Raw genomic sequence first — 19,731 nt, 5'->3', positions numbered from 1 at the left:
TGCGGCTCGATGGCGCGGGTGAACCGGTGCGGCGCTTGACTTCCGATGCAGGCCCGGCTTGGGAAGGCCGATGGCCGCCCCGCTGAACGAAACCGCCCGGAACAGAGCCACCGCATCGCCGCAGATGATTGCCCGCGAAGGGCATCGCGGCCTGCTGGAAACGGCTGGCTGGGGTGATGCCGAAGTTTGCCCGCTTGCCGGTGACGCAAGTTTTCGCCGTTATTTCCGCGTGATCGATCGCGGCCGCCGCGCCGTGCTGATGGATGCGCCGCCTGCGCATGAAGATGTCGGCCCGTTCCTGCGCATCGCCGGATTGCTGCTGGAGGCCGGATTCTCGGCGCCGCGCCTGATCGCGGCAGACCGGGAACAGGGCTTTCTGCTGATCGAGGATTTCGGCGACGATCTGGTTGGCCCGGTGCTGGCGCAAAGCCAGGCGCGCGAGGAAGAAATCTACACTTCGGCGGTCCGGCTGCTGGCGGGCGTTGCCGATGTGCAGCCACCGGCGGATCTGCGACCATATGATCGGGCGGAGCTGCTGCGCGAAGTGATGATCTTTGCGGAATGGTATGCCAGGGCCGCCGGCATTGCCGTCGATCCCGAAGAATATGCAGCAGTCTGGGATCGGGTCTGGGCCGATGTGCTGGCGGAAACGGCGGCGGCGCCTGTCGTCACGCTGCGCGACTATCACGCCGACAATCTGATGCTGCTGCCGGATCGTCCGGGCGTGCAGGGGCTTGGCCTGCTGGATTTTCAGGACGCGCTGGCCGGGCACCGTGCCTATGATCTGGTTTCGCTGTTGCAGGATGCCCGTCGCGATGTTCCGCCCCGGCTGGAAAAGGCGATGCTGGCGGAATATGCCCGCGCGGCAGGCATCACCGACACCGAGGCATTCCGCACGTCCTATGAAGTGCTTGGCGCGCAGCGGAACGTGAAGATTCTGGGCGTCTTTGTCCGCCTGCGCGACCGCGACGGCAAGCGCGGCTATGTCGAGCGCCTGCCGCGCGTGTGGGGCTATCTGATGCGCAATTTCCGGCACCCGGCGCTTGCCCCCGTCAGGAACTGGTTCGACGCCAACGTGCCCGACCACCTTCGCGAAGGCTGGTGCAGATGATCGCGGCCCCCAAAAGCGCGATGGTGCTGGCGGCGGGGCTTGGCAAACGCATGCGGCCGCTTACCGCAACGCGCCCGAAGCCTCTTGTCGAAGTCGGCGGGCGGTCGCTGCTAGAATGGTCGCTTCGCACCCTGGCCGATGGCGGCGTCGAGCATGTGGTGGTGAATGTGCACTATATGGCCGATGGTCTGGAGGCGCATCTGGCGGCGCGGCCATCGCGCATCCGGGTGACGATCTCGGACGAACGTGCGGAACTGCTGGAAACCGGCGGCGGCATTACCAAGGCCCTGCCGCTGATCGAGGCCGACCCCTTCCTCGCGATCAACGCCGACAATGTGTGGATCGACGGCCCGATCGGCGCGGTGCGGTTGATGGCGGAACGCTGGCAGCCCGACGAAATGGACGCGCTGTTGCTGCTGGCACCGCAGGCGCGCGCGCATTTTCACGGCAACCTCGGCGATTTTCACATGGACCCGCAGGGGCGGTTGACCCGCCGCCGTTCTGGACGGGTGGCGCCATTTGCGCACACCGGCCTGCAGATGCTGTCGAAACGGCTGTTCGACGGCGCGCCCGCAGGCCCGTTCTCGATGAACCTTTTGTGGGACAGGGCCGCTGCCGAAGGCCGCCTGTTCGGGGTGGTGCATCAGGGGCTGTGGTTCGATGTCGGCACGGCGGCAGCCGTCAGCAAGACGGAGCGTATTCTTGGCCTCGCCTGAGCGGCCGCACCGAATCTATTCGATCCCGCCGTGGCGGCCGTTTGCCGACGATCTGGCAGCAGGATTGCTTCGCCTTTTCCCCGATCCGATGCAGCTTGCGCGCGTACTGGTGCTGTTGCCGACGAGGCGCTCCATACGTGCTGTTTCTGATGCCTTCCTGCGCGAAAGCGACGGTGCTGCGCTGTTGCTGCCGAGGATGGTGCCCGCAGGCGATCTCGACATCGACGAGGTGGTCGCGCTTGAGGGCGGGCCGCTGTTCGACGGGCTGACGGGCGCGGCCGAGGCCAGACCCGTTATTTCGCCCACAGCCAGGCGGCTGGCGCTGGCGCGGATATTGGCGGCGGGTGGGCGCATGGCTGCCGCCGAGGCGCTGGCGCTGGCCGACCGTCTGGCGGCTGCGCTGGATACGCTGGAAATCGAAGGAAAAACCGCCGCTGAAATCGAATCGGCGGTTCCGGCGGGCGGAATGCAGGACCACTGGCGCCGCAACGCCGAGGTGTTGCGCGCCATCATGGAGCACTGGCCCGGCCTGCTGGCCGACCGTGGACTGATGGACGCGGCCCACCGCCGCAACCTTCAACTGGACGGGCTGGCGAGCCGCTGGGCGGCCAACCCGCTGCCGATGCCGGTGGTGATGGCGGGCTTTTCCTCGGCTCCGCCCGCAGTGCGGCGGCTGGCGCGCGCCGTATCGCGAATGCCGCAAGGGGTGCTGGTGTTGCCGGGCTTCGACCGGGCGCTTCCGGCAGGCGCCTACGAACTTTTGCAGGCGGACGCCGATGGTCCCGGCCTGGAAACGCATCCGCAGCACGGCATGGCGGCCATTCTGCAAACGGCGACGATCGCCCCCGACGAGATAGAGGAGTGGGCGTGGCGTTCCGCGCGGGATGGCAGCCCGGCCGAACGAGCGGCACTGGTTACACGGGCGCTACTGCCACCCGAACTCAGCGGAAAGCCGATGCCGGCGCCTTCTGCGCAGGCGGTCGATGGCATCCGGATGATCGAAGCCGCCAACCCCGCCGAGGAAGCACTGTTGATCGCGCTGGCGATGCGGCAGGTGATCCGTCACGAAGGCAGGACGGCGGCGCTGGTTACGCCGGATCGCAATCTGGCAACGCGCGTTCGTGTGCAGTTGCAGCGCTTTGGCATCCGGATCGACGACAGCGCCGGGCAGCCACTGGGCACGACGCTTGCGGGCAGCCTGCTGCTGGCACTGGCGGACGCCGCCGCCGAGCGGTTTGCGCCGGTGCCGCTGCTGGGGTTGATGCAGCACCCGCTGGTCAGGGCAGGGGAGCCGCGCCTTCAGTGGCTTGGGCATGTGCGCAGCCTCGATCGGCTGGCGCTGCGCGGTGTTCGCCCGGCGCCCGGCCTTGCCGGAATGGCGGCAAGGTTGCGCCAGCGCAACAAGCTGCCAGACGACCTGCGCGACTGGTGGGCCGACGAAGTGGCGCCGATGCTGGCCCCTCTGGACCCGGCGCCCCGCACGGCCGAAACACTGGTGGATGCCCTGCGCCATGTGGCGGTCGCGCTTGCCGGAGAGGGGCTGTGGGCCGGAGAGGCTGGCCGGGCGCTCGTCAGGCTGTTCGAGAACCTTGAGGGGTGCCGCACCGATCTGGCGGGCATCGCCCTGACGACCGAAGACATCGCCGGTTTCACCAGCACGCTGCTTGCTGCCGATTCCGTGCGGGCGCGCGCGAACCTGCACCCGCAACTCAACATCTGGGGGCCGCTTGAAGCGCGGCTGCAAACGGCAGACCTGCTGGTGATGGGCGGCCTGAACGAGGGGAGCTGGCCGGGCCTGCCTGCACCCGACCCGTTCCTTGCGCCGGCGATCCGGCGCGCACTGGGCTTGCCGGGGCTGGCGCGACGGACGGGCATGCAGGCACACGACTTCGCCTCGGGCCTTGGCGCAAGCGAAGTGCTGCTGACGCGCGCCGTGCGCGATGGCGGTGCGCCAACCGTTGCCTCGCGGTTCTGGCAGCGATTGCAGGCGGCAGCGGGCGGGGCGCCCGACAATGGCCGGTTGTCGCCCGCTCGCGCGGCGCTGCTGCACGCGACGCGCAGCCTCGACGCGGCCGCCAGCGCGCCGCGGATTCCTCGCCCGGCGCCAGCGCCGCCAGCGCATGTGCGGCCGCGCGAAATCAGCGTCACCGACGTTGCGATGCTGAAGGCCGACCCGTTTTCCTTTTACGCCAAGCGGATCCTGAAGCTGGCGCGGCTCGACCCGCGCGACGCCGAACCGACGGCCGGTGAACGCGGCCAGATCGTCCACGATATCATGCGCGACCTGCTGGACGAGGGGTTGCCCCCGCCGGAAAGGGTCGCGGAACTGATCGAGGCAGAGCTGCTGCGCCTTGGCGAACGGCCGGAAATTGCGGCCCTGTGGCGGCCACGGGTGGTGCGGATGGTCGACTGGGCGCTGGGGCAGACCGAACAGGATCGGGAACAAGGGTGGCTGCCGCTTGTCTGGGAAAAGCGTGCGCGGCTGGATATCGGCGGTGTCGAACTGGTCGGTCAGGTCGATCGGATGGACAAGGCCGGGAACGCGCTGCGGATCATCGACTACAAGACGGGCGGGGTGCCGCCGAGGAACGAGGTCGTGGGCCTGTATCGCACCCAGTTGGCGTTGCTGGCGGCGATTGCCGACGCCGGATTGTTCACCGCGATCGGCGATGCGCAGGTAGAGGCGCTTGAATATTGGGTGCTTAGGGGCGGCCGCGTTGCCGGGGAAGTGAAACCGGCACTGGGCAAGAAGGCGGACGCGGTCGATGTGCGTATACACATCGCAGAAGCGATGCAGGATATGAAAGAACTGGCAGACCGTTGGCTGCTGGCCGATGCGCCGTTCACGGCGAAACAGCACATGGTTTATGGGCGAGCATTCGGCGAACATGATCATCTGGCAAGGGTGGCCGAATGGCTGGGCCGCTGAAGCGCACGCCGGAACAGCAGGTCGCGGCAGACCCCGCGCGCCATGTGTGGGTGGCGGCTTCCGCCGGGACGGGCAAGACGCATGTTCTTACCGACCGCATGCTGCGCCTGATGCTGGCCGGAACGGCCCCTGACCGCATCCTTGCGCTGACGTTCACGCGCGCGGCGGCCGCCGAAATGCAGAACCGGATCGTCAGGCGGCTGGGCGAATGGCTGGCACTCGATGATGCAGGCCTTTCGGCCGAACTGGATGCATTGGGCGTAGCGCCCTCGGCTGCGATGCTGGAAACTGCACGTGGCCTGTTCGCCCGCGCGCTGGATGTGCCGGGCGGCCTGAAAGTGCAGACCCTGCACGCGTTCGCGCAGGGCCTGCTTGCAGGTTTTCCGCTGGAAGCAGGGCTGACGCCGGGGTTCACCGCCCTCGACGAGCGCGATGCGCGGGCGCTTCGCCGCCGTGCGCTTGTGGAATGTATCGCCGAGGCCAGCGACGGCGGAGACGATCATTTCCTTGCCGACCTTGGCCAGTTGTCGGTGCTGAAGGGCGAGGCCGGGCTGATGCAGTCGATCGATGTGCTGATCCAGCATTCCGATGCGCTGCTGTCGTTTCGGGATGGCACGGGGCCGGGTGCGGCAGTGCGCGCGTGGCTGGATGTGGCCGAGCGAGAGATGCCCGGCGAACGGCTGGCGGCGGCACTCAGCCCCGGCACCTTCGACGAAGGCCCGGCGCGGCGGTTCGCCGACCTGAACGATGTGTGGGCGACACCCGGAGCGCGTGCGAACGCCGTAAAGTTGCGCGACTGGGTCGGGTCTGGCCGGGAAGGGCGTCTGGCTGGCTTCGCTGGTGCCTGCGAAACGGTATTTCGGGCCGATCAATCGATCCGCAGTTTTGCAACCGGAGAGAAAAAGGCGCCGGGGCTTGCGGCCGCCGCCGCCGACTTTGCCAGCCAGCTTCGTGAGTTTCAGGATTTCGACCTCCGGGTCATCGCCGCCGAGACCGCAGCGAGGGTGTTGCGCGCCGGGCATCGTGTCGTCGACCGTTATCGCCGGTTGAAGCGCGCTGCCGTCGCCATCGACTATGACGACATGATCGCGCGAACAGTCGAATTGCTGGGTCCGCCCGGCATGTCGAACTATGTCGGCTGGAAGCTGGACTCACGTTTCGATCATGTTCTGGTCGATGAAGCGCAGGACACCAATTCCCGGCAGTGGCAGATCATCGGCCGGCTGGTTGAGGAATATTTTTCCGGCGACGGCAGCGCACGAAGCCTGTTCGTCGTCGGCGATCACAAGCAGGCGATCTATGGGTTCCAGGGAACCGATCCGCGCGTCTTTGAACGCTGGCGATTGCAGACGACCCCGCTTGCCGCAGCCGGTGAACGCCCGCTTCAGGTGGTGGATCTGGCGCTGAGCTTCCGGTCAGGCCCGGCGGTGCTGCGGCTTGTGAACGGCTTCCTTTCTGCCGCCGGCGGCCCGGCGCTGGGCATGGCGCAGCCACCACCGCCGCATGTGCCCAACCGTGCGGCAGCGCCCGGAGAAGTGGTGCTTTGGCCGGTCGTTACGCCTGTGCCCGCGCCAACCGGCAGTGCGGATGGCGGCATCGTCGTCGACGGCGACGCTGCCGCCGCCGACACCGACGACAGCACCGAGAACGGCAGCGAAGCAGCCGACTACGAAATGGCGCGCAGGCTTGCGGTGCAGATCGCGCGCTGGCTGACGCCCGGCCACGACGAGCGCTTGTGGTTGCCGGCGCACGGCCGCTGGGCGGTTCCGGGCGATATCCTGATCCTGCTGCGCAAGCGAAGTGCGCTGATGGGCGCACTGGTTGCCGAACTGCACGAACAGCGGGTGGCGGTAGCGGGCGTCGACCGGCTGCTGCTGACCGAACCGCTGGCCGTGATGGATCTGCTGGCGCTGGTGCGCTTTGCCATCCAGCCCGAGGACGATCTGAACCTTGCCTGCCTGCTGGTTTCCCCCTTCATCGGCTGGTCGCACGAAGACATCCGCCGGATCGGTGGCGGCCGGCCGGACTTGTGGGCGGCACTAGGCCGGGCAGCCGACGACGATGCCGCCAATGATGCGCGGGGCTGGCTTGGGCAGGTGCTGGCTTTGGCCGACCGGGTGGGACCATATGAGTTTCTGGATACTATCCTGTCCGGTCCGTTGAAAGGCAGGCAGAAGCTGGTAGCAAGGCTGGGGCGGCAGGCAAACGACCCGATCGACGAGCTTTTGCAGCAGGCGCAGTCCTATGCGCTGCGAAACCCGCCGGCGCTTGCGGGCTTCCTGGCCTGGGTCGAAGCCGAAGGTTCAGACGTCAAGCGTGACGCCGAAGCATCGGGCGGGCAGGTGCGGCTGATGACGATCCACGGTTCCAAGGGCCTGGAAGCGCCGGTCGTCGTGCTGGCCGACAGCGCGACGCAGCGGCGCCCGCATCAGGCCGACCATCTGCCCGTCGAAATCGCCGGTGTCGGGGTGTTGCCGCTGTTCCATCCGCCCAAACAGGAATCGCCGGAAAAGGTCCGCGCGGGCCATGCGGCACTCGACGCGATAGAAGCCGAAGAAGATCTGCGGCTGCTGTATGTCGGGCTGACGCGCGCTGCCGATCATCTGTTCATTGGCGGCGCCATCGGGGCCAGCGCACACAAGAAGCTTGGCACCGACAACGACCGGTGCTGGCATACCCGCATCGCGCCGGTTCTGGCCGGGATCGAGGGGGTCGAGCAGGTTGTCTCGGAACTGTGGGGCGGCGAGACGTTGCGCCTGCGCGACGGGGCATGGACCGCCCCCACGGCCGACACCACGACAGTTGCGCCCGAGGCAGCAGCCCACGGCCTGCACGACATCGAGACCGGAATAGCGCCTGAGCCAACCCGCCCGACGCGGCCGTTGACTCCGTCTGCCGCGCCGGAAGCGCCTGCCGAAGGCCCGGCAGCCGAGGCGCTGCGCGCGGCCGCACTTCGTGGGACGCTGGTGCACAAGCTGTTCGAACGGCTGCCTGCGGTGGCGCCTGCCGAACGCCGGGCGCAGGCGCTGCAATGGCTTGCGGCACAGGGCGCTGGCGATGCTGCCGAGGCGTTGTTGGCGCAGGTGCTTTCCGTGCTTGATGATCCGGCCCACGCCAGCCTGTTCGGCGAGGATTCGCTGGCCGAAGCGCCGGTTGCCGGATTGGTCGGCAAGCAGGCGATCGTCGGCATCGTCGATCGTCTGGCGGTGCTTGCCGACCGGGTGCTGATCGTCGACTTCAAGACGAGCCTTCGCGTGCCGCCGACGGCTGCCGAAGCGCCGGTTGCGCATCGCCGCCAGATGGCGGCCTATGTCGAGGTACTGAAACGCGCCTTTCCGGGCAGGCAGGTCGAGGGAATGCTGCTCTATACGGCTGGCCCCGTCTGCCATCGGCTGGGCGTAGCCGAGATGGCGGGGTTGCTGCCGCTTGATTGACGATGCCTCGGCGCTATTTGTGTCGGGACCAAGGAGACACTGATGGCAAGCGTGAAGGGTACCGACGATTCGTTCGCAGCCGATGTGCTGCAAAGCAGTACACCCGTGCTGGTGGATTTCTGGGCTGAATGGTGCGGTCCGTGCCGCTCGATCGGCCCGGCGCTCGAGGAAATCTCGGACGAACTTTCCGGCCGCCTGAAGGTGGTGAAAATCAACATCGACGAAGAGCCGGACTGGGCTTCGCGCCTTGGCGTGCGGTCGATTCCGACGCTGCTGCTGTTCAAGGACGGCGAGAAGGTGGCGGAAAAGCTTGGGGCCGCGCCGAAGTCTTCGCTCAAGAGCTGGGTCGAAAGCTCGATCTGACCAGTTGCAGGGCCGGGTTGCCCGCAGCCCGGCCAAGCGGCGCAGCATCGCCGATTTGTGGGGATTGGAATGGTGGGCGCGACAGGGATTGAACCTGTGACCCCTGCCGTGTGAAAGCAGTGCTCTACCGCTGAGCTACGCGCCCGGATTTCCTGTCCGAAGGGGCGGCGGGTAGAAGATCACCCGCCGCCTGTCAACCGTGAAGCCGCCCCTTCAGTGCGTAGTCTGGGCGGCAGGCGCCGCCGGATCCGGCGGCGTAACCGGCGCGGCGGCCTTCTCGTCGGTTTCGTTCCACTCGATCGGTTCGATCGGACGGACGAACGCCAGCTTCAACACTTCGTCGACATGACTGACCGGCACGATCCGCAGCCCTTCGCGGACGTTCGCCGGCACTTCTTCCAGGTCTTTTTCATTTTCCGCCGGGATCAGCACCGTCGTGATTCCGCCGCGCAGCGCTGCCAGCAGCTTTTCCTTCAGGCCGCCGATCGCCAGCACGCGACCGCGCAGCGTCACTTCGCCGGTCATGGCAACGTCGCGGCGAACCGGATTGCCGGTCAGCGTCGAGACGATCGAAGTCACCATGGCGATGCCTGCCGACGGGCCGTCCTTGGGCGTTGCACCTTCCGGCACATGGACGTGGATATCCTTCTTGGTGAAGACGGTCGGGTGGATGCCATAGGCGGCACTGCGCGCCTTCACGAAGCTGAAGGCAGCCGAGATCGACTCCTTCATCACCTCGCCCAGCTTGCCGGTGGTGCTGATGACGCCCTTGCCGGGAACCGTCACAGATTCGATCGTCAGCAGGTCGCCGCCGACCGAAGTCCAGGCGAGTCCTGTCACCATCCCGATCTGGTCTTCGGTTTCCGTGGTTCCGAAGCGGAACTTGCGGACGCCGGCAAACTCTTTCAGGTTGTCCGTCGTGACGGCTACGCTGTCGGTCTTTTTTTCGAGGATCTGCCGCAGCGCCTTGCGGGCAAGCTTTGCAAGTTCCCGTTCCAGCGTTCGTACGCCCGCTTCCCGCGTGTAATAGCGGATGACGTCGCGCAGGGCGTCGTCGGCCAGTGCGAACTCGCCCGATTTCAGGCCATGCGCTTCCAGTTGCTTCGGCAGCAGGTGGCGCTTGGCAATCTCCAGCTTTTCATCCTCGGTGTAGCCCGAGATGTGGATGATCTCCATTCGGTCGAGCAGGGCCGAGGGCATATTGTAGCTGTTGGCCGTCGTCACGAACATCACGTTCGAAAGGTCGAAATCGACTTCCAGATAATGATCGTTGAACTTGTTGTTCTGTTCCGGGTCCAGCACTTCCAGCAGGGCCGACGCCGGGTCGCCACGGAAATCCTGGCCCAGCTTGTCGATTTCATCCAGCAGAATCAGCGGGTTCGATGTTCCGGCCTTGCGCATGTTCTGCACGATCTTGCCCGGCATCGATCCGATGTAGGTGCGCCGGTGGCCGCGAATCTCGGCCTCGTCTCGGACGCCGCCCAAGGACTGGCGGATGAATTCACGCCCCGTCGCACGGGCGATCGAACGCCCGAGCGAAGTCTTGCCGACGCCCGGAGGGCCGACGAGGCATAGGATCGGACCCTTCAATTTGTTGGTGCGCGCCTGCACCGCCAGATACTCGACGATGCGCTCCTTCACCTTTTCAAGCCCGAAATGGTCAGCTTCGAGCACCGCTTCAGCGGCCACGATGTCGCGCTTCACCCGCGATTGCTTGCCCCACGGCAGCGACAACAGCACATCGAGCCAGTTGCGCACGACCGTCGCCTCGGCCGACATCGGGCTCATGGCGCGCAGTTTTTTCAGCTCCGCCAACGCCTTTTCGCGGGCTTCCTTGGAAAGCTTGGTCTTGGCGATCTTTGCTTCGTATTCAGCGGCTTCGTCGCCAGCTTCGTCACCGTCTCCAAGTTCGCGCTGGATCGCCTTCAACTGCTCGTTCAGGTAGTATTCGCGCTGGGTCTTTTCCATCTGACGCTTGACCCGGCTTTTGATCTTGCGCTCGACCTGCATAAGGCCGATTTCGCCTTCCATGAAGGCGAACACCATTTCCAGACGCTTGGAAACGACTGTTTCGCTTAGCAGCGCCTGCTTGTCGGCGATCTTCAGGTTCAGGTTTCCGGCAACCGTATCGGTGAAGCTGCCGGCATCTTCGATCTGTGCAATCTGGGTCGCCACTTCGGGCGCGGTACGCTTGGCTGATTTCACATAGGCTTCGAACTGCTTTTGCCCCGTGCGCAGCAGGGCCTCGACGTCAGGGCCATCGGCGCCTTCGTCGTGCAACGGCACCACATCGGCCACAAGGTGCGCATCGCCTGCTTCAAGCCGGGCAAGGCGGGCGCGCTGCTGGCCTTCGACCAGCACCTTCACCGTGCCGTCGGGAAGCTTCAGAAGTTGCAGAACGGTCGCCAGCGTGCCGACATCGTAAAGCGCTTCGGGCGAGGGGTCTTCGTCGGCTGGATCTTTCTGGGACAGCAGGAAAATCGCCTTGTCGGCCTGCATCGCCGTTTCCAGCGCCTTCACCGACTTCTCGCGGCCAACGAACAGGGGCACCACCATCTGCGGGAACACGACGATATCGCGAAGCGGCAGCACGGGCAGGGTCAGGGTGTCATTTTCTTGCATCCCGCCAATATGGGGGTGCTTTCACCATAGCGCAATCGCCCGGCGTTCGTTGCCGGCGCCGTTCAGGCGTGCACGTCGCGGCCGCGTGTTTCCGGTAACCACAACAGGCTGACGACGAAGGCCATCGCAACGACGGCAATCGTGTACCAGAGACCCGCGAACGGATCACCGGTATTCACCACGATCAGTTGCTGGATGAACGGCAGAAACCCCCCGAAATAGCCCGAGCCGATGTGATAGGGCACCGACAGCGAGGTGTAGCGCACGCGCGCCGGGAACATCTCGACGAGGATTGCGGCAACCTGCCCGTAGGTCATGGCGGACAGTGCAACCATCGCAAACACCGCAAAGATGATCTTCCAGCGCTGCTTTTCCGCCGGGTCGGCTTTTTCCGGGTAGCCTGCGGCCTTCAGCGCCTGCGAAAACGCCTCCTGATCGAATCCCTCTACCCGATGGTCTCCAACCACGAGCGTGACCGATGCCGCCTGCTGCTTGGTATAGGCGACGCCGCGTTTCGTCAGGAAGCCCAGCGCCTTGGCACATTCCTGCGTCTGTTTGCGGGCAAAGACCGAATAATTGCACGGCGGCAGTTCCAGCGTCACCGGATTGGCGGCGGTTGCCCGCGCGAGAGCGGGGTTCGCCCCCTCGGCCATCATCTGGAACAGCGGAAACAGCAGCACGATCGACAGGGCGTAGCCCGCCAGCAGCAGCTTTTTCCGGCCGATCCTGTCGCTCAGCATCCCGAACCCGACATACAGCGGCGCTGCCAGCAGGGCGCCCGCCGCCAGATATATCAACGTCTCCGTCTCTCCGACGCCGGCCGCGCCTGTCAGGAAATAAAGTGTGCCGAACTGGCTGGTGTAGTAGATCACGGTCAGGCCGGCGGCGACGCCGAACAGCGCGACCAGAACGCGGCCGATGTTCTTCCGGTCCGAGAATGACTCGAGAATGGGATTCTTTGCGGTGCTGCCGGCTTCCTTCATCCGCTGGAAAACCGGGCTTTCCGACAACTGCATGCGAATATAGAGCGAGACTGCCAGCAACAGCAGGCTGGCAAGGAACGGAATACGCCAGCCCCAGCTTTCGAACTGTTCGGTCGTCAGCAGGGCGCGTGTCGCCAGAACGACGACGAGGCATAGCAGGAAGCCGCCGACGACCGAGACCTGAATCCAGCTTGTGTATTCGCCCCGGCGATGCGTTGGCGCATGTTCGCCCACATAGATCGCGGCGCCGCCATATTCGCCGCCCAGCGCCAGCCCCTGCAACAGCCGCAGGCCGACCAGCAGAACCGGTGCCCACAGCCCCGCTGTCGCATAGGTCGGGATCATGCCGATCAGCGCCGTCGCGCCGCCCATCAGCGTGATGGTGACGAGAAACGTGTATTTGCGGCCGATCCTGTCTCCATAGTGGCCGAACAGCATCGCGCCCAACGGCCTGACACCAAAGCCCGCGCCAAAGGTGGCAAGGCTTGCAAGCGTCGCTGCGGTTGCATTGTCGGTCGGGAAGAACAGCCGCCCGATCAGGGTTGCAAGGATGCCGTAGAGGAAGAAGTCATACCATTCGAACACCGTTCCCAACGCCGAAGCAACGATGACCAGACGGTCGCGCCTCAGGTCGATGGGTTGATCGACCGCACCGGCGGCCGCAACTTCTTCTGCCATAGAATCCCCTCAAGTTCCCGCTTGTCGCTTAGCAATGCGCAGGCGCCGCCCGCAAGCGGCGGCAGGGGCTTCAGGCAAAAAGCTGGTAAACGACCGCCCCCATGGCGCCGAACAGCAACACAGCATTGGCCAGAATCGCTATTGTGAACCCCGCTTCGCGCTTTTCGGCAGCGGCGCAATAGCCGCGCACATAAAGAATCCGCCCGATGGCCCAGACCAGCGCCAGCACACCCGCCCACATATCGGACCAGACGAGCGCGAACAGCCACAGCGACGGTATGAAGATCGGCAGCGCCTCCAGCGTGTTCTGGTGCGCGCGCCATGCCCGGTTGAACCCGTCCGGCCCGTGCGTTTCCGGATGCGCGACGCCATACGCCTTGCGCGCCTTGCCGACGACGAAACCGGTCCAGACGAAGATTAGGATGGCAAGCCCGGTAGCAAGGGCGGCAAACGGATAGGCAAACGGCATGTGCTGGTCCTTCCAATTTTGCCGCAACGGTGCGGCGGCACTGTATTGCCGCATTCTCGCGGCGGCTGAATGTCAGGCGGCTGCGGCCTCCGGCAGGCTGTCGCGTGCGGCGATGAAGCGCGCGACGATTTCGTCCACGTCGTCGGTGGTGTGCGCAGCAGACAGCGAACAGCGCAGTAGGAAAACCCCGGCCGGTGTCGCCGGCGGACGGCTCATGTTGCAGTAGATGCCATGTTCCAGCAACTGGCTCCACATGGCGACGGTGCTTTCCTGATCGGCCAGCAGCACGGCGATGATGGCGCTTTCGGGTGTTTCGGTCGCCATGCGGAAACCGGCTGCCTGCAAGCCGCCATGCAGTTTGCGCGACACTGCCCACAGGTTGGCGCGCTTTTCGGTTGCCGTCATCAGCTTGCGGATCGACGCTTCGGCCGTCGCCGCGACGGCGGGCGGCAGCGATGCCGTGAACCGGTAGGGATTGCAGACGAGGCGCAGAATCTCGAATTTCGGGTGGTTGGAGACAGCAAATCCGCCGACCGTTCCGACCGATTTCGAGAATGTGCCGACAACGAAATCGATTGCGTCCTCCAGCCCAAGCTCCTCGTAGACGCCCCGGCCGTGCTTGCCGAAGAATCCCATGGCATGGGCTTCATCCACCAGCGTCATGGCGCCATGTTTCTTGGCGACTGCCACCAGTTCGCGCAGCGGCGCCACGTCGCCCAGCATCGAATAGACGCCTTCGAGGATGACGAGCTTGCCCGCTTCTGTCGGCAGGCGGCCGAGGCGCTTGTCGAGGTCTTCTACATTGTTGTGCCGGAACCGCACGACTTCGGCGTTGCCCAGCTTGCAGCCGTCGTAGATCGAGGCATGGCTGTCGGCGTCGAGGATGATATAGTCCCCCTTGCCGGCCAGTGTGGAAACCATGCCCAGATTGGCCTGATAGCCGGTCGAGAACACGATCGCGGAACGGGTGCCGTAGAAATCCTTCAGCGCCTGCTCGACGGCGATGTGCGGAGCGAACGTGCCGTTCAGCACCCGACTGCCGGTAGAACCTGCACCGAAATCGCTGAGTGCGCGGCGTCCTGCCTCGATCACGTCGGCGTCGAAGGTCATGCCCATGTAATTATAGGTGCCGACCAGGATGGTTTCGCGGCCGTTGATGATCGCGCGCGTGGGCGACAGCAGCTTTTCCATCACCACGCCAAAGGGATCGTGCACGCCGGTTGCAAGCAGGCCCTGATGTTCGGCGATAAAGGGATCGAACTTAGACAGCAGGTCGGCCATCGCCCTCAGCCCTTCAGCTTCACGACTGCATCCGCCAACTGGCCGATCGTTTCAAGGTCGGGCAGCAGGTTCAGCGGGATGTTGATGTCCCACTCGTCCTCGATGTTGGCGACGAGGTCCATCACCGTCAGGCTGTCCAGTTCCAGGTCGTCGGCGAAGCTGGTTCCCTCGGCAAGGTCTGCGCCCTTGAGGTTGAACGGGGCGATCAGTTCGATAAGGCGGGTATAGGTCGCGGCGCGATCCATCAGTGTCTCCGGTTGTGGCCGCATGAGCGGTTCTGGTCCTGCGTCTCTTTAGCGCAGATTGTGGCGGAAAACAGGAAGAGGCGCCGATATCATCGTCCTGATTATCGCCGGGCCTGCATGCGCGGAAACAGGGCGGTTGCGAATTGCGCCAGCAGCCCGGCGATTGCGATCGGCCCGGAACCGGCGCCCGGCATCCGCCCGGCCATCGCCCCAAGCAGGGTTTCCGCCAGCAGCAACAAAAGCAGATAGCATGCACCCATCGCCAGCAGCAGCGATCGCGGAACGTGGATCTTTTGCAGCACTGCGCGGCAGATGAACCATGCCGCCAGCAGCATCAGCGGCAGTTCGATCGCCAGTGCCCACGCTTCGCCGAACCTTGGGGCAAGCAGACCGATCCGCACGATACCCAGCACCGTGCCGACAGCAAACACCAGCAGGAAATACAGCGCACCCGCCCGCAGCCAGTTCATCGCAGCAGGCCCTGTGCCCTGTATGCTGCGACCGTCTTCGTCATGCCTTCGCCAAGGCCGGTTTCCGGTTTCCACAGCCCGAGCGCCAGCAACGGGCGGCTGTCGGCCGTCCAGTCCGGGTGCGCCATATAGCCCGCACGATCGAGGGAGAGTGTCGGCAGCGTGCGCCTGATGCGCGCAAGGACGGTGTCGAACCTTGCTGCCAAGCGCAACAGGGCAGGGCTGACGGGTAACGCCCGGACCCGCCTGCCAAGCGCTGCCCCGATCGCCTGTGCCACATCGTCCGGCGCATGGCCGGTTGCGCCATCGTCGATTTCGAATACCCGTCCGGCAGACTGCTGTTCGGTTGCCATGTCTTCCGAAAGGGCGATCAGGGCTGCCGCCAGGTCAGGGCCATAGATCATCGCCGCGCGCGACCCTTTCGGGAACGGCACGAAGCCCGTCCGCGCGATGCGGATCAGTTCCAGAAACTCCCCGTCGCCCGGCCCATAGACGGCCGGTGGGCGGACAGCCGCGACACCAGCCTTGTGCCCGCGCGCGACCTGTTCCCCTGCAAGTTTCGAGCGCCCGTACACGCTCAGCGCCGGTTCCCGTGCTGAAAGCGACGAGACATGCACCAGCGGGGCCGATCCGATGGCGCGGCAAAGTTGCGCAGTGCCACGGACATTGCCTTCCTCGAAGGCGTCGGCGGTGGCGGCATTCGTTACGCCTGCGATGTGCAGCACGACATCCGCACCGGCAGCAAGCAGGCGCAAAGCGGATTCATTGCCCAGATCGCCTTCGATCCAGTCCAGCCCGGCAGCGCCATTCCGGGGCTTTCGGGTAAGCGCGCGAATGCGGTGTCCCCGCGCCAGCGCCTGCGCGACGGCATGACCGCCGACAAAGCCGGTACCGCCGGTGATTGCAAGTGTAAGCGCCATTTCACAACCTTAGCGGTCATGCTAGCCCAAGGCTATGCGCCAGATACCCAGACTGTTCGTCGAAGCTGCGTTGTCGCCGGGCGCGATTCTGCCGCTTGGCGATGCGCACAGCCATTATCTGGCAAAAGTGCTGCGTCTGGCCGCAGGCGCCGAACTGCGCCTGCTGGATGACCGCGTTGGCGAATGGGCTGCCGAGGTTGTGGAAATCTCGCGCAGGAACGTCGTCGTGCGTATCGGGGCCTTGCTGCGCGAACGCGAAACCCCGCCCGACCTGTGGCTGCTGGCGGCGCCGATCCGGCCCGAGCGATTCGAATGGGTGGTGGAAAAAGCGACCGAACTTGGCGTTGCCCGGATCGTCCCGGTGCTGACCGAGCGCGTCAATCACGCGCGGCAAAAGCAGCAGCGGCTGCATGCCCACATGATCGAAGCAGCGGAACAATGCGGGCGAACGGCGCTTCCGGAACTTGCCGAACCGATCCGGCTTGCAGACCTGCTGGCGGGCTGGGATGCGGCCCGCACCCTGCTGTTCGCCGACGAAGAAGGCGGCGCCCCGATGTCGGCCCTTCGCCCGGCGACGCCGGCCGCAATCCTGATCGGCCCGGAAGGCGGGTTTTCGCCCTTTGAACGCGCGATGCTGCTGGCGATTCCGGCGGTGCGGCGGCTGGCGCTGGGGCCGCGCATCCTGCGGGCCGATACCGCCGCCGTCGCAGCGATCGCGTTGTTCCAGGCCGCAACAGAAGACTGAGCGTCGCTCGAATCTGTCTGGCGCGGATGCCAGACTGCCGCTAAGCCGCGCAGCATGAGCAACAGGCAGGAAGCGATGGGCGACGCGACCGTGATCGGCAGCAAGGCCGACATGATTGCCCTGTTCGAACATGGCGAAAAGCCGCGCGCTGACTGGCGCATCGGCACCGAGCATGAAAAATTCGTCTTCCGCACGAAAGATCGGCGCCAGCCATCGTGGGAAGAACCGCGCGGCATCCGCGACTTGTTGCAGGCGTTCGGAAGATTCGGCTGGGAGCCGCTTCTGGAAAACGGCCGCATCATCGCTGCGACCGGCGCCGACGGCAACCTGAGCCTCGAACCGGCCGGGCAGTTCGAACTATCCGGCGCGCCGCTGGAAACCCTGCACCAGACCTGCGCTGAAACCGGCCGGCACCGGCAGCAGTGCGCAGAGCTTGGCGCCGAAATGGGGCTTGGATTTCTGGGGCTGGGCTTCAATCCGGTGGCCCGGCGCGATGAACTGCCGTGGATGCCCAAAGGCCGCTACGACATCATGCGCCGGCACATGCCGCGCGTCGGCACGCTTGGCCTCGACATGATGCAGCGCACCTGCACCGTGCAGGTGAACCTCGATTACGCTTCCGAAGCGGACATGGTGAAGAAGTTCCGCGTATCGCTGGCGCTGCAACCTCTGGCGACGGCGCTGTTCGCCAATTCCCCCTTCTACGAGGGGAAACCCAATGGCTTCCTTTCCTATCGAAGCCATATCTGGACCGACACCGACGCAGCCCGCACCGGCATGCTGCCGTTCGTGTTCGAAGACGGGTTCGGCTACGAACGCTATTGCGATTACATGCTTGATGTGCCGATGTATTTCGCATTCCGCGACGGGCAGTATGTCGATGCGGCAGGCCTGTCGTTCCGCGATTTTCTGGATGGGCGGCTGCCGGTGCTGCCGGGCCAGAAGGCGACCTATGACGACTGGAAGGACCATCTTTCGACGGCATTCCCGGAAGTGCGGATGAAAAGCTTCCTTGAAATGCGCGGTGCCGATTCAGGCCCGCAAAGCCGGATCTGCGCGCTGCCGGCGCTTTGGGTCGGCCTGCTCTATGACGAGGTGGCGCTGGATGCCGCCCATGAACTGATCAAGAGCTGGAGCGTCGAAGAACAGCAGCGCCTGCGTGACGAAGTTCCGCGCCTCGCCCTGAAGGCGACGGCTCCGGGCGGGCGAACGGTGCAGGCACTGGCGAAGGAAGTGCTTGCCATTGCAACGGCGGGCCTTGCCCGGCGCGCCCGCCTGAACGACGCCGGAGACGATGAATCCGGCTTCCTGCATCCACTGTGGGAAATCGCCGATTCCGGGCGCACGCTGGCGGAACACTGGCTTGAACGCTTCCACGGCGCATGGGGCGGCAGGATCGACCCCGTTTGGGACGAGGCGCTTTTCTGATTCAGGCCGTCTGAATCAGGTCAGCCGCCTGCTGGCAACCGCATAAAGCGCAATCGCTGCCGCGTTCGACACGTTCAGGCTCTCGACGGTGCGCTGGATCGGCAGCCGTGCCAGCACATCGACATGTTCGCGCGTGTTGTGGCGAAGGCCTTCGCCCTCGGCGCCGAGCACGATTGCCTGCGGGGCAGGGGTCAGCGCATCCGCGAGTGCCATTTCCGCTTCGCCTGCAAGGCCCACGCGCCAATAGCCTGCTTCGGCCGCCTCCTCCAGCGAACGGGCAAGGTTGACGACCCGCACCCACGGCAGAACCTCAAGCGCGCCGGATGCAGCCCGCGCCAGCGCACCCGATTCCGGCGGCGAATGACGATCCTGCGTCAGGATTGCGCGGGCGCCGAAGGCCGCTGCCGACCGGATGATCGCGCCTACATTGTGCGGGTCGGTCACCTGATCCAGCAGCACCAGCGGCGCGGCGGCGTCCGGCGCATCGAGGATTTCGTCGAGGTAGAGCTGTTCCAGCGGCTCCACTTCGAGCACCAGCCCCTGATGCGGCGCGTCTGCGGGAACCAGTCGGGCCAGATCCTGTGCGTCGCCATACTGCACCTGCAGCCCGTCCGGGATCACGATCTTCGCCAGTTCCTCGTGGGTTCCGAACAGTTTGCGATGTACGCGCGCCGGATTGTCGAGCGCCGCATAGACGGCATGCCGTCCATAGAGCCGTGGGCGGCTCGGGTCCGGTCGGTTGGCGGTGCCGTGGCGGCGGTTTGGTCTGCGTCCCATTCTGGCCTTTCAAGCAATGCCTCCCACTAGCATGGGTGGCGAAGTTGCACAGCCCGGGCAATCAGGCTCGGTGAAAGGTGGCTCGATGACGGACTTTGATTCGGTACTTGCGGCAATGACTTCAACCGAAGCGGGCTATGCAGCGCACGGGCCGGACAACTGGCTACAGGGCAGAACGCTATATGGCGGCCTTTCGGCGGCGCTGGCATTCCATGCCTGTGAGCGGTTGGTTCCGGGATTGCCGCCGCTGCGGGCAGCGCAGATCGCGTTCATCGGGCCTGCTTCTGCCGATGTCGAACTGCGGCCGACGATTCTGCGGCAGGGAAAGTCAGTCACCAGCATGGGCTGCGACTTGTTTTCCGATGGCAGGATGGCGCTGCGGGCGTTGTTCGCCTTTGGTGGCGCGCGGGAATCGGCCTATTCCGGCAGCGCACCGCCGCCGCCTGCCTGCCCGCCACCGGCGGAATGCCCGCCGATGTGGGGCGAGGGGCGAATGCCGGGCTTTGCCGGGAATCTGGACCAGCGGCTTGCGGGCGCGCTGCGGCCGTTGTCGGGCGCCG

Annotated in this window: 16 protein-coding genes and 1 tRNA gene; 8 read left to right on the top strand and 9 right to left on the bottom strand. The window is 65.4% G+C overall.

Going from position 1 to position 19,731, the window contains the following annotated elements:
* The first annotated feature begins 124 nt into the window (after positions 1–124).
* Genes AC16JP_RS03515 through trxA form a run of 5 tightly spaced genes read left to right on the top strand, consistent with a single transcriptional unit; the run spans position 125 to position 8,553 of the window.
* Positions 125–1,111, top strand: a complete 987-nt coding sequence (locus tag AC16JP_RS03515) for an aminoglycoside phosphotransferase family protein (RefSeq protein ID WP_484339218.1) — start codon at positions 125–127, stop codon at positions 1,109–1,111.
* Entirely contained in the window at positions 1,108–1,827 is a 720-nt protein-coding gene (locus AC16JP_RS03510) for a nucleotidyltransferase family protein (protein WP_484339217.1), read from the top strand. Before AC16JP_RS03515 ends, AC16JP_RS03510 begins: the two co-directional genes overlap by 4 nt.
* Positions 1,814–4,756, top strand: a complete 2,943-nt coding sequence (addB, locus tag AC16JP_RS03505) for a double-strand break repair protein AddB (RefSeq protein WP_484339216.1) — start codon at positions 1,814–1,816, stop codon at positions 4,754–4,756. The genes AC16JP_RS03510 and addB overlap by 14 nt, the downstream gene beginning before the upstream one ends.
* Positions 4,741–8,190 (top strand): double-strand break repair helicase AddA, encoded by a 3,450-nt coding sequence (addA, locus tag AC16JP_RS03500; RefSeq protein ID WP_484339215.1) that lies wholly within the window; start codon positions 4,741–4,743, stop codon positions 8,188–8,190. Before addB ends, addA begins: the two co-directional genes overlap by 16 nt.
* A 42-nt stretch (positions 8,191–8,232) precedes the next feature.
* On the top strand, positions 8,233–8,553 hold the full coding sequence (trxA, locus tag AC16JP_RS03495; RefSeq protein WP_484339214.1) for a thioredoxin: 321 nt from the start codon (positions 8,233–8,235) through the stop codon (positions 8,551–8,553).
* A gap of 70 nt (positions 8,554–8,623) precedes the next feature.
* On the opposite strand, the gene AC16JP_RS03490 is transcribed toward trxA, so the two are convergent.
* From AC16JP_RS03490 to AC16JP_RS03455, 8 genes are all read right to left on the bottom strand, one after another.
* Positions 8,624–8,698: transfer RNA gene (locus AC16JP_RS03490), tRNA-Val, on the bottom strand.
* A 68-nt stretch (positions 8,699–8,766) separates the two neighbouring features.
* Positions 8,767–11,175: an endopeptidase La gene (lon, locus tag AC16JP_RS03485; RefSeq protein ID WP_484339213.1), complete on the bottom strand. Its 2,409-nt coding sequence runs from the start codon at positions 11,173–11,175 to the stop codon at positions 8,767–8,769.
* 62 nt (positions 11,176–11,237) lie between these two features.
* Positions 11,238–12,836, bottom strand: a complete 1,599-nt coding sequence (locus AC16JP_RS03480) for an MFS transporter (RefSeq protein ID WP_484339212.1) — start codon at positions 12,834–12,836, stop codon at positions 11,238–11,240.
* A gap of 70 nt (positions 12,837–12,906) precedes the next feature.
* Positions 12,907–13,305 (bottom strand): MAPEG family protein, encoded by a 399-nt coding sequence (locus AC16JP_RS03475; protein WP_484339211.1) that lies wholly within the window; start codon positions 13,303–13,305, stop codon positions 12,907–12,909.
* Between the two features lie 72 nt (positions 13,306–13,377).
* Positions 13,378–14,586, bottom strand: coding sequence for a serine palmitoyltransferase (gene spt, locus AC16JP_RS03470; protein WP_484339210.1), 1,209 nt, complete (start codon positions 14,584–14,586; stop codon positions 13,378–13,380).
* A 5-nt stretch (positions 14,587–14,591) separates the two neighbouring features.
* Positions 14,592–14,831 carry an acyl carrier protein gene (locus tag AC16JP_RS03465; protein ID WP_484339209.1) on the bottom strand — a complete coding sequence of 80 codons (240 nt, stop codon included), beginning with the start codon at positions 14,829–14,831 and terminating at the stop codon, positions 14,592–14,594.
* 101 nt (positions 14,832–14,932) lie between these two features.
* Positions 14,933–15,301, bottom strand: coding sequence for a hypothetical protein (locus AC16JP_RS03460; protein ID WP_484339208.1), 369 nt, complete (start codon positions 15,299–15,301; stop codon positions 14,933–14,935).
* A complete protein-coding gene (locus tag AC16JP_RS03455) occupies positions 15,298–16,221 on the bottom strand; it encodes an NAD-dependent epimerase/dehydratase family protein (RefSeq protein ID WP_484339207.1) in 924 nt (307 codons plus the stop codon). The genes AC16JP_RS03460 and AC16JP_RS03455 overlap by 4 nt, the downstream gene beginning before the upstream one ends.
* A 34-nt stretch (positions 16,222–16,255) precedes the next feature.
* Here AC16JP_RS03455 and AC16JP_RS03450 point away from each other — a divergent pair, with 34 nt between their 5' ends.
* Complete coding sequence (locus AC16JP_RS03450) at positions 16,256–16,966, top strand: 16S rRNA (uracil(1498)-N(3))-methyltransferase (RefSeq protein WP_484339206.1); 711 nt, start codon at positions 16,256–16,258, stop codon at positions 16,964–16,966.
* Between the two features lie 54 nt (positions 16,967–17,020).
* The gene (locus tag AC16JP_RS03445; RefSeq protein WP_484339205.1) at positions 17,021–18,394 is read left to right on the top strand and encodes a glutamate--cysteine ligase; all 1,374 of its coding nucleotides are present in this window, start codon (positions 17,021–17,023) and stop codon (positions 18,392–18,394) included.
* 15 nt (positions 18,395–18,409) lie between these two features.
* Here the strand turns inward: AC16JP_RS03445 and rlmB are convergent, their stop codons facing one another.
* Positions 18,410–19,171 carry a 23S rRNA (guanosine(2251)-2'-O)-methyltransferase RlmB gene (gene rlmB / locus AC16JP_RS03440; RefSeq protein ID WP_484339204.1) on the bottom strand — a complete coding sequence of 254 codons (762 nt, stop codon included), beginning with the start codon at positions 19,169–19,171 and terminating at the stop codon, positions 18,410–18,412.
* An 85-nt stretch (positions 19,172–19,256) separates the two neighbouring features.
* Here rlmB and AC16JP_RS03435 point away from each other — a divergent pair.
* On the top strand, positions 19,257–19,731 hold a 475-nt coding region (locus tag AC16JP_RS03435; protein ID WP_484339203.1), incomplete at its 3' end, for an acyl-CoA thioesterase domain-containing protein.

It is taken from the genome of Sandaracinobacteroides sp., assembly GCF_057137845.1.
This window is presented reverse-complemented; position numbering and strand designations above follow the sequence as displayed.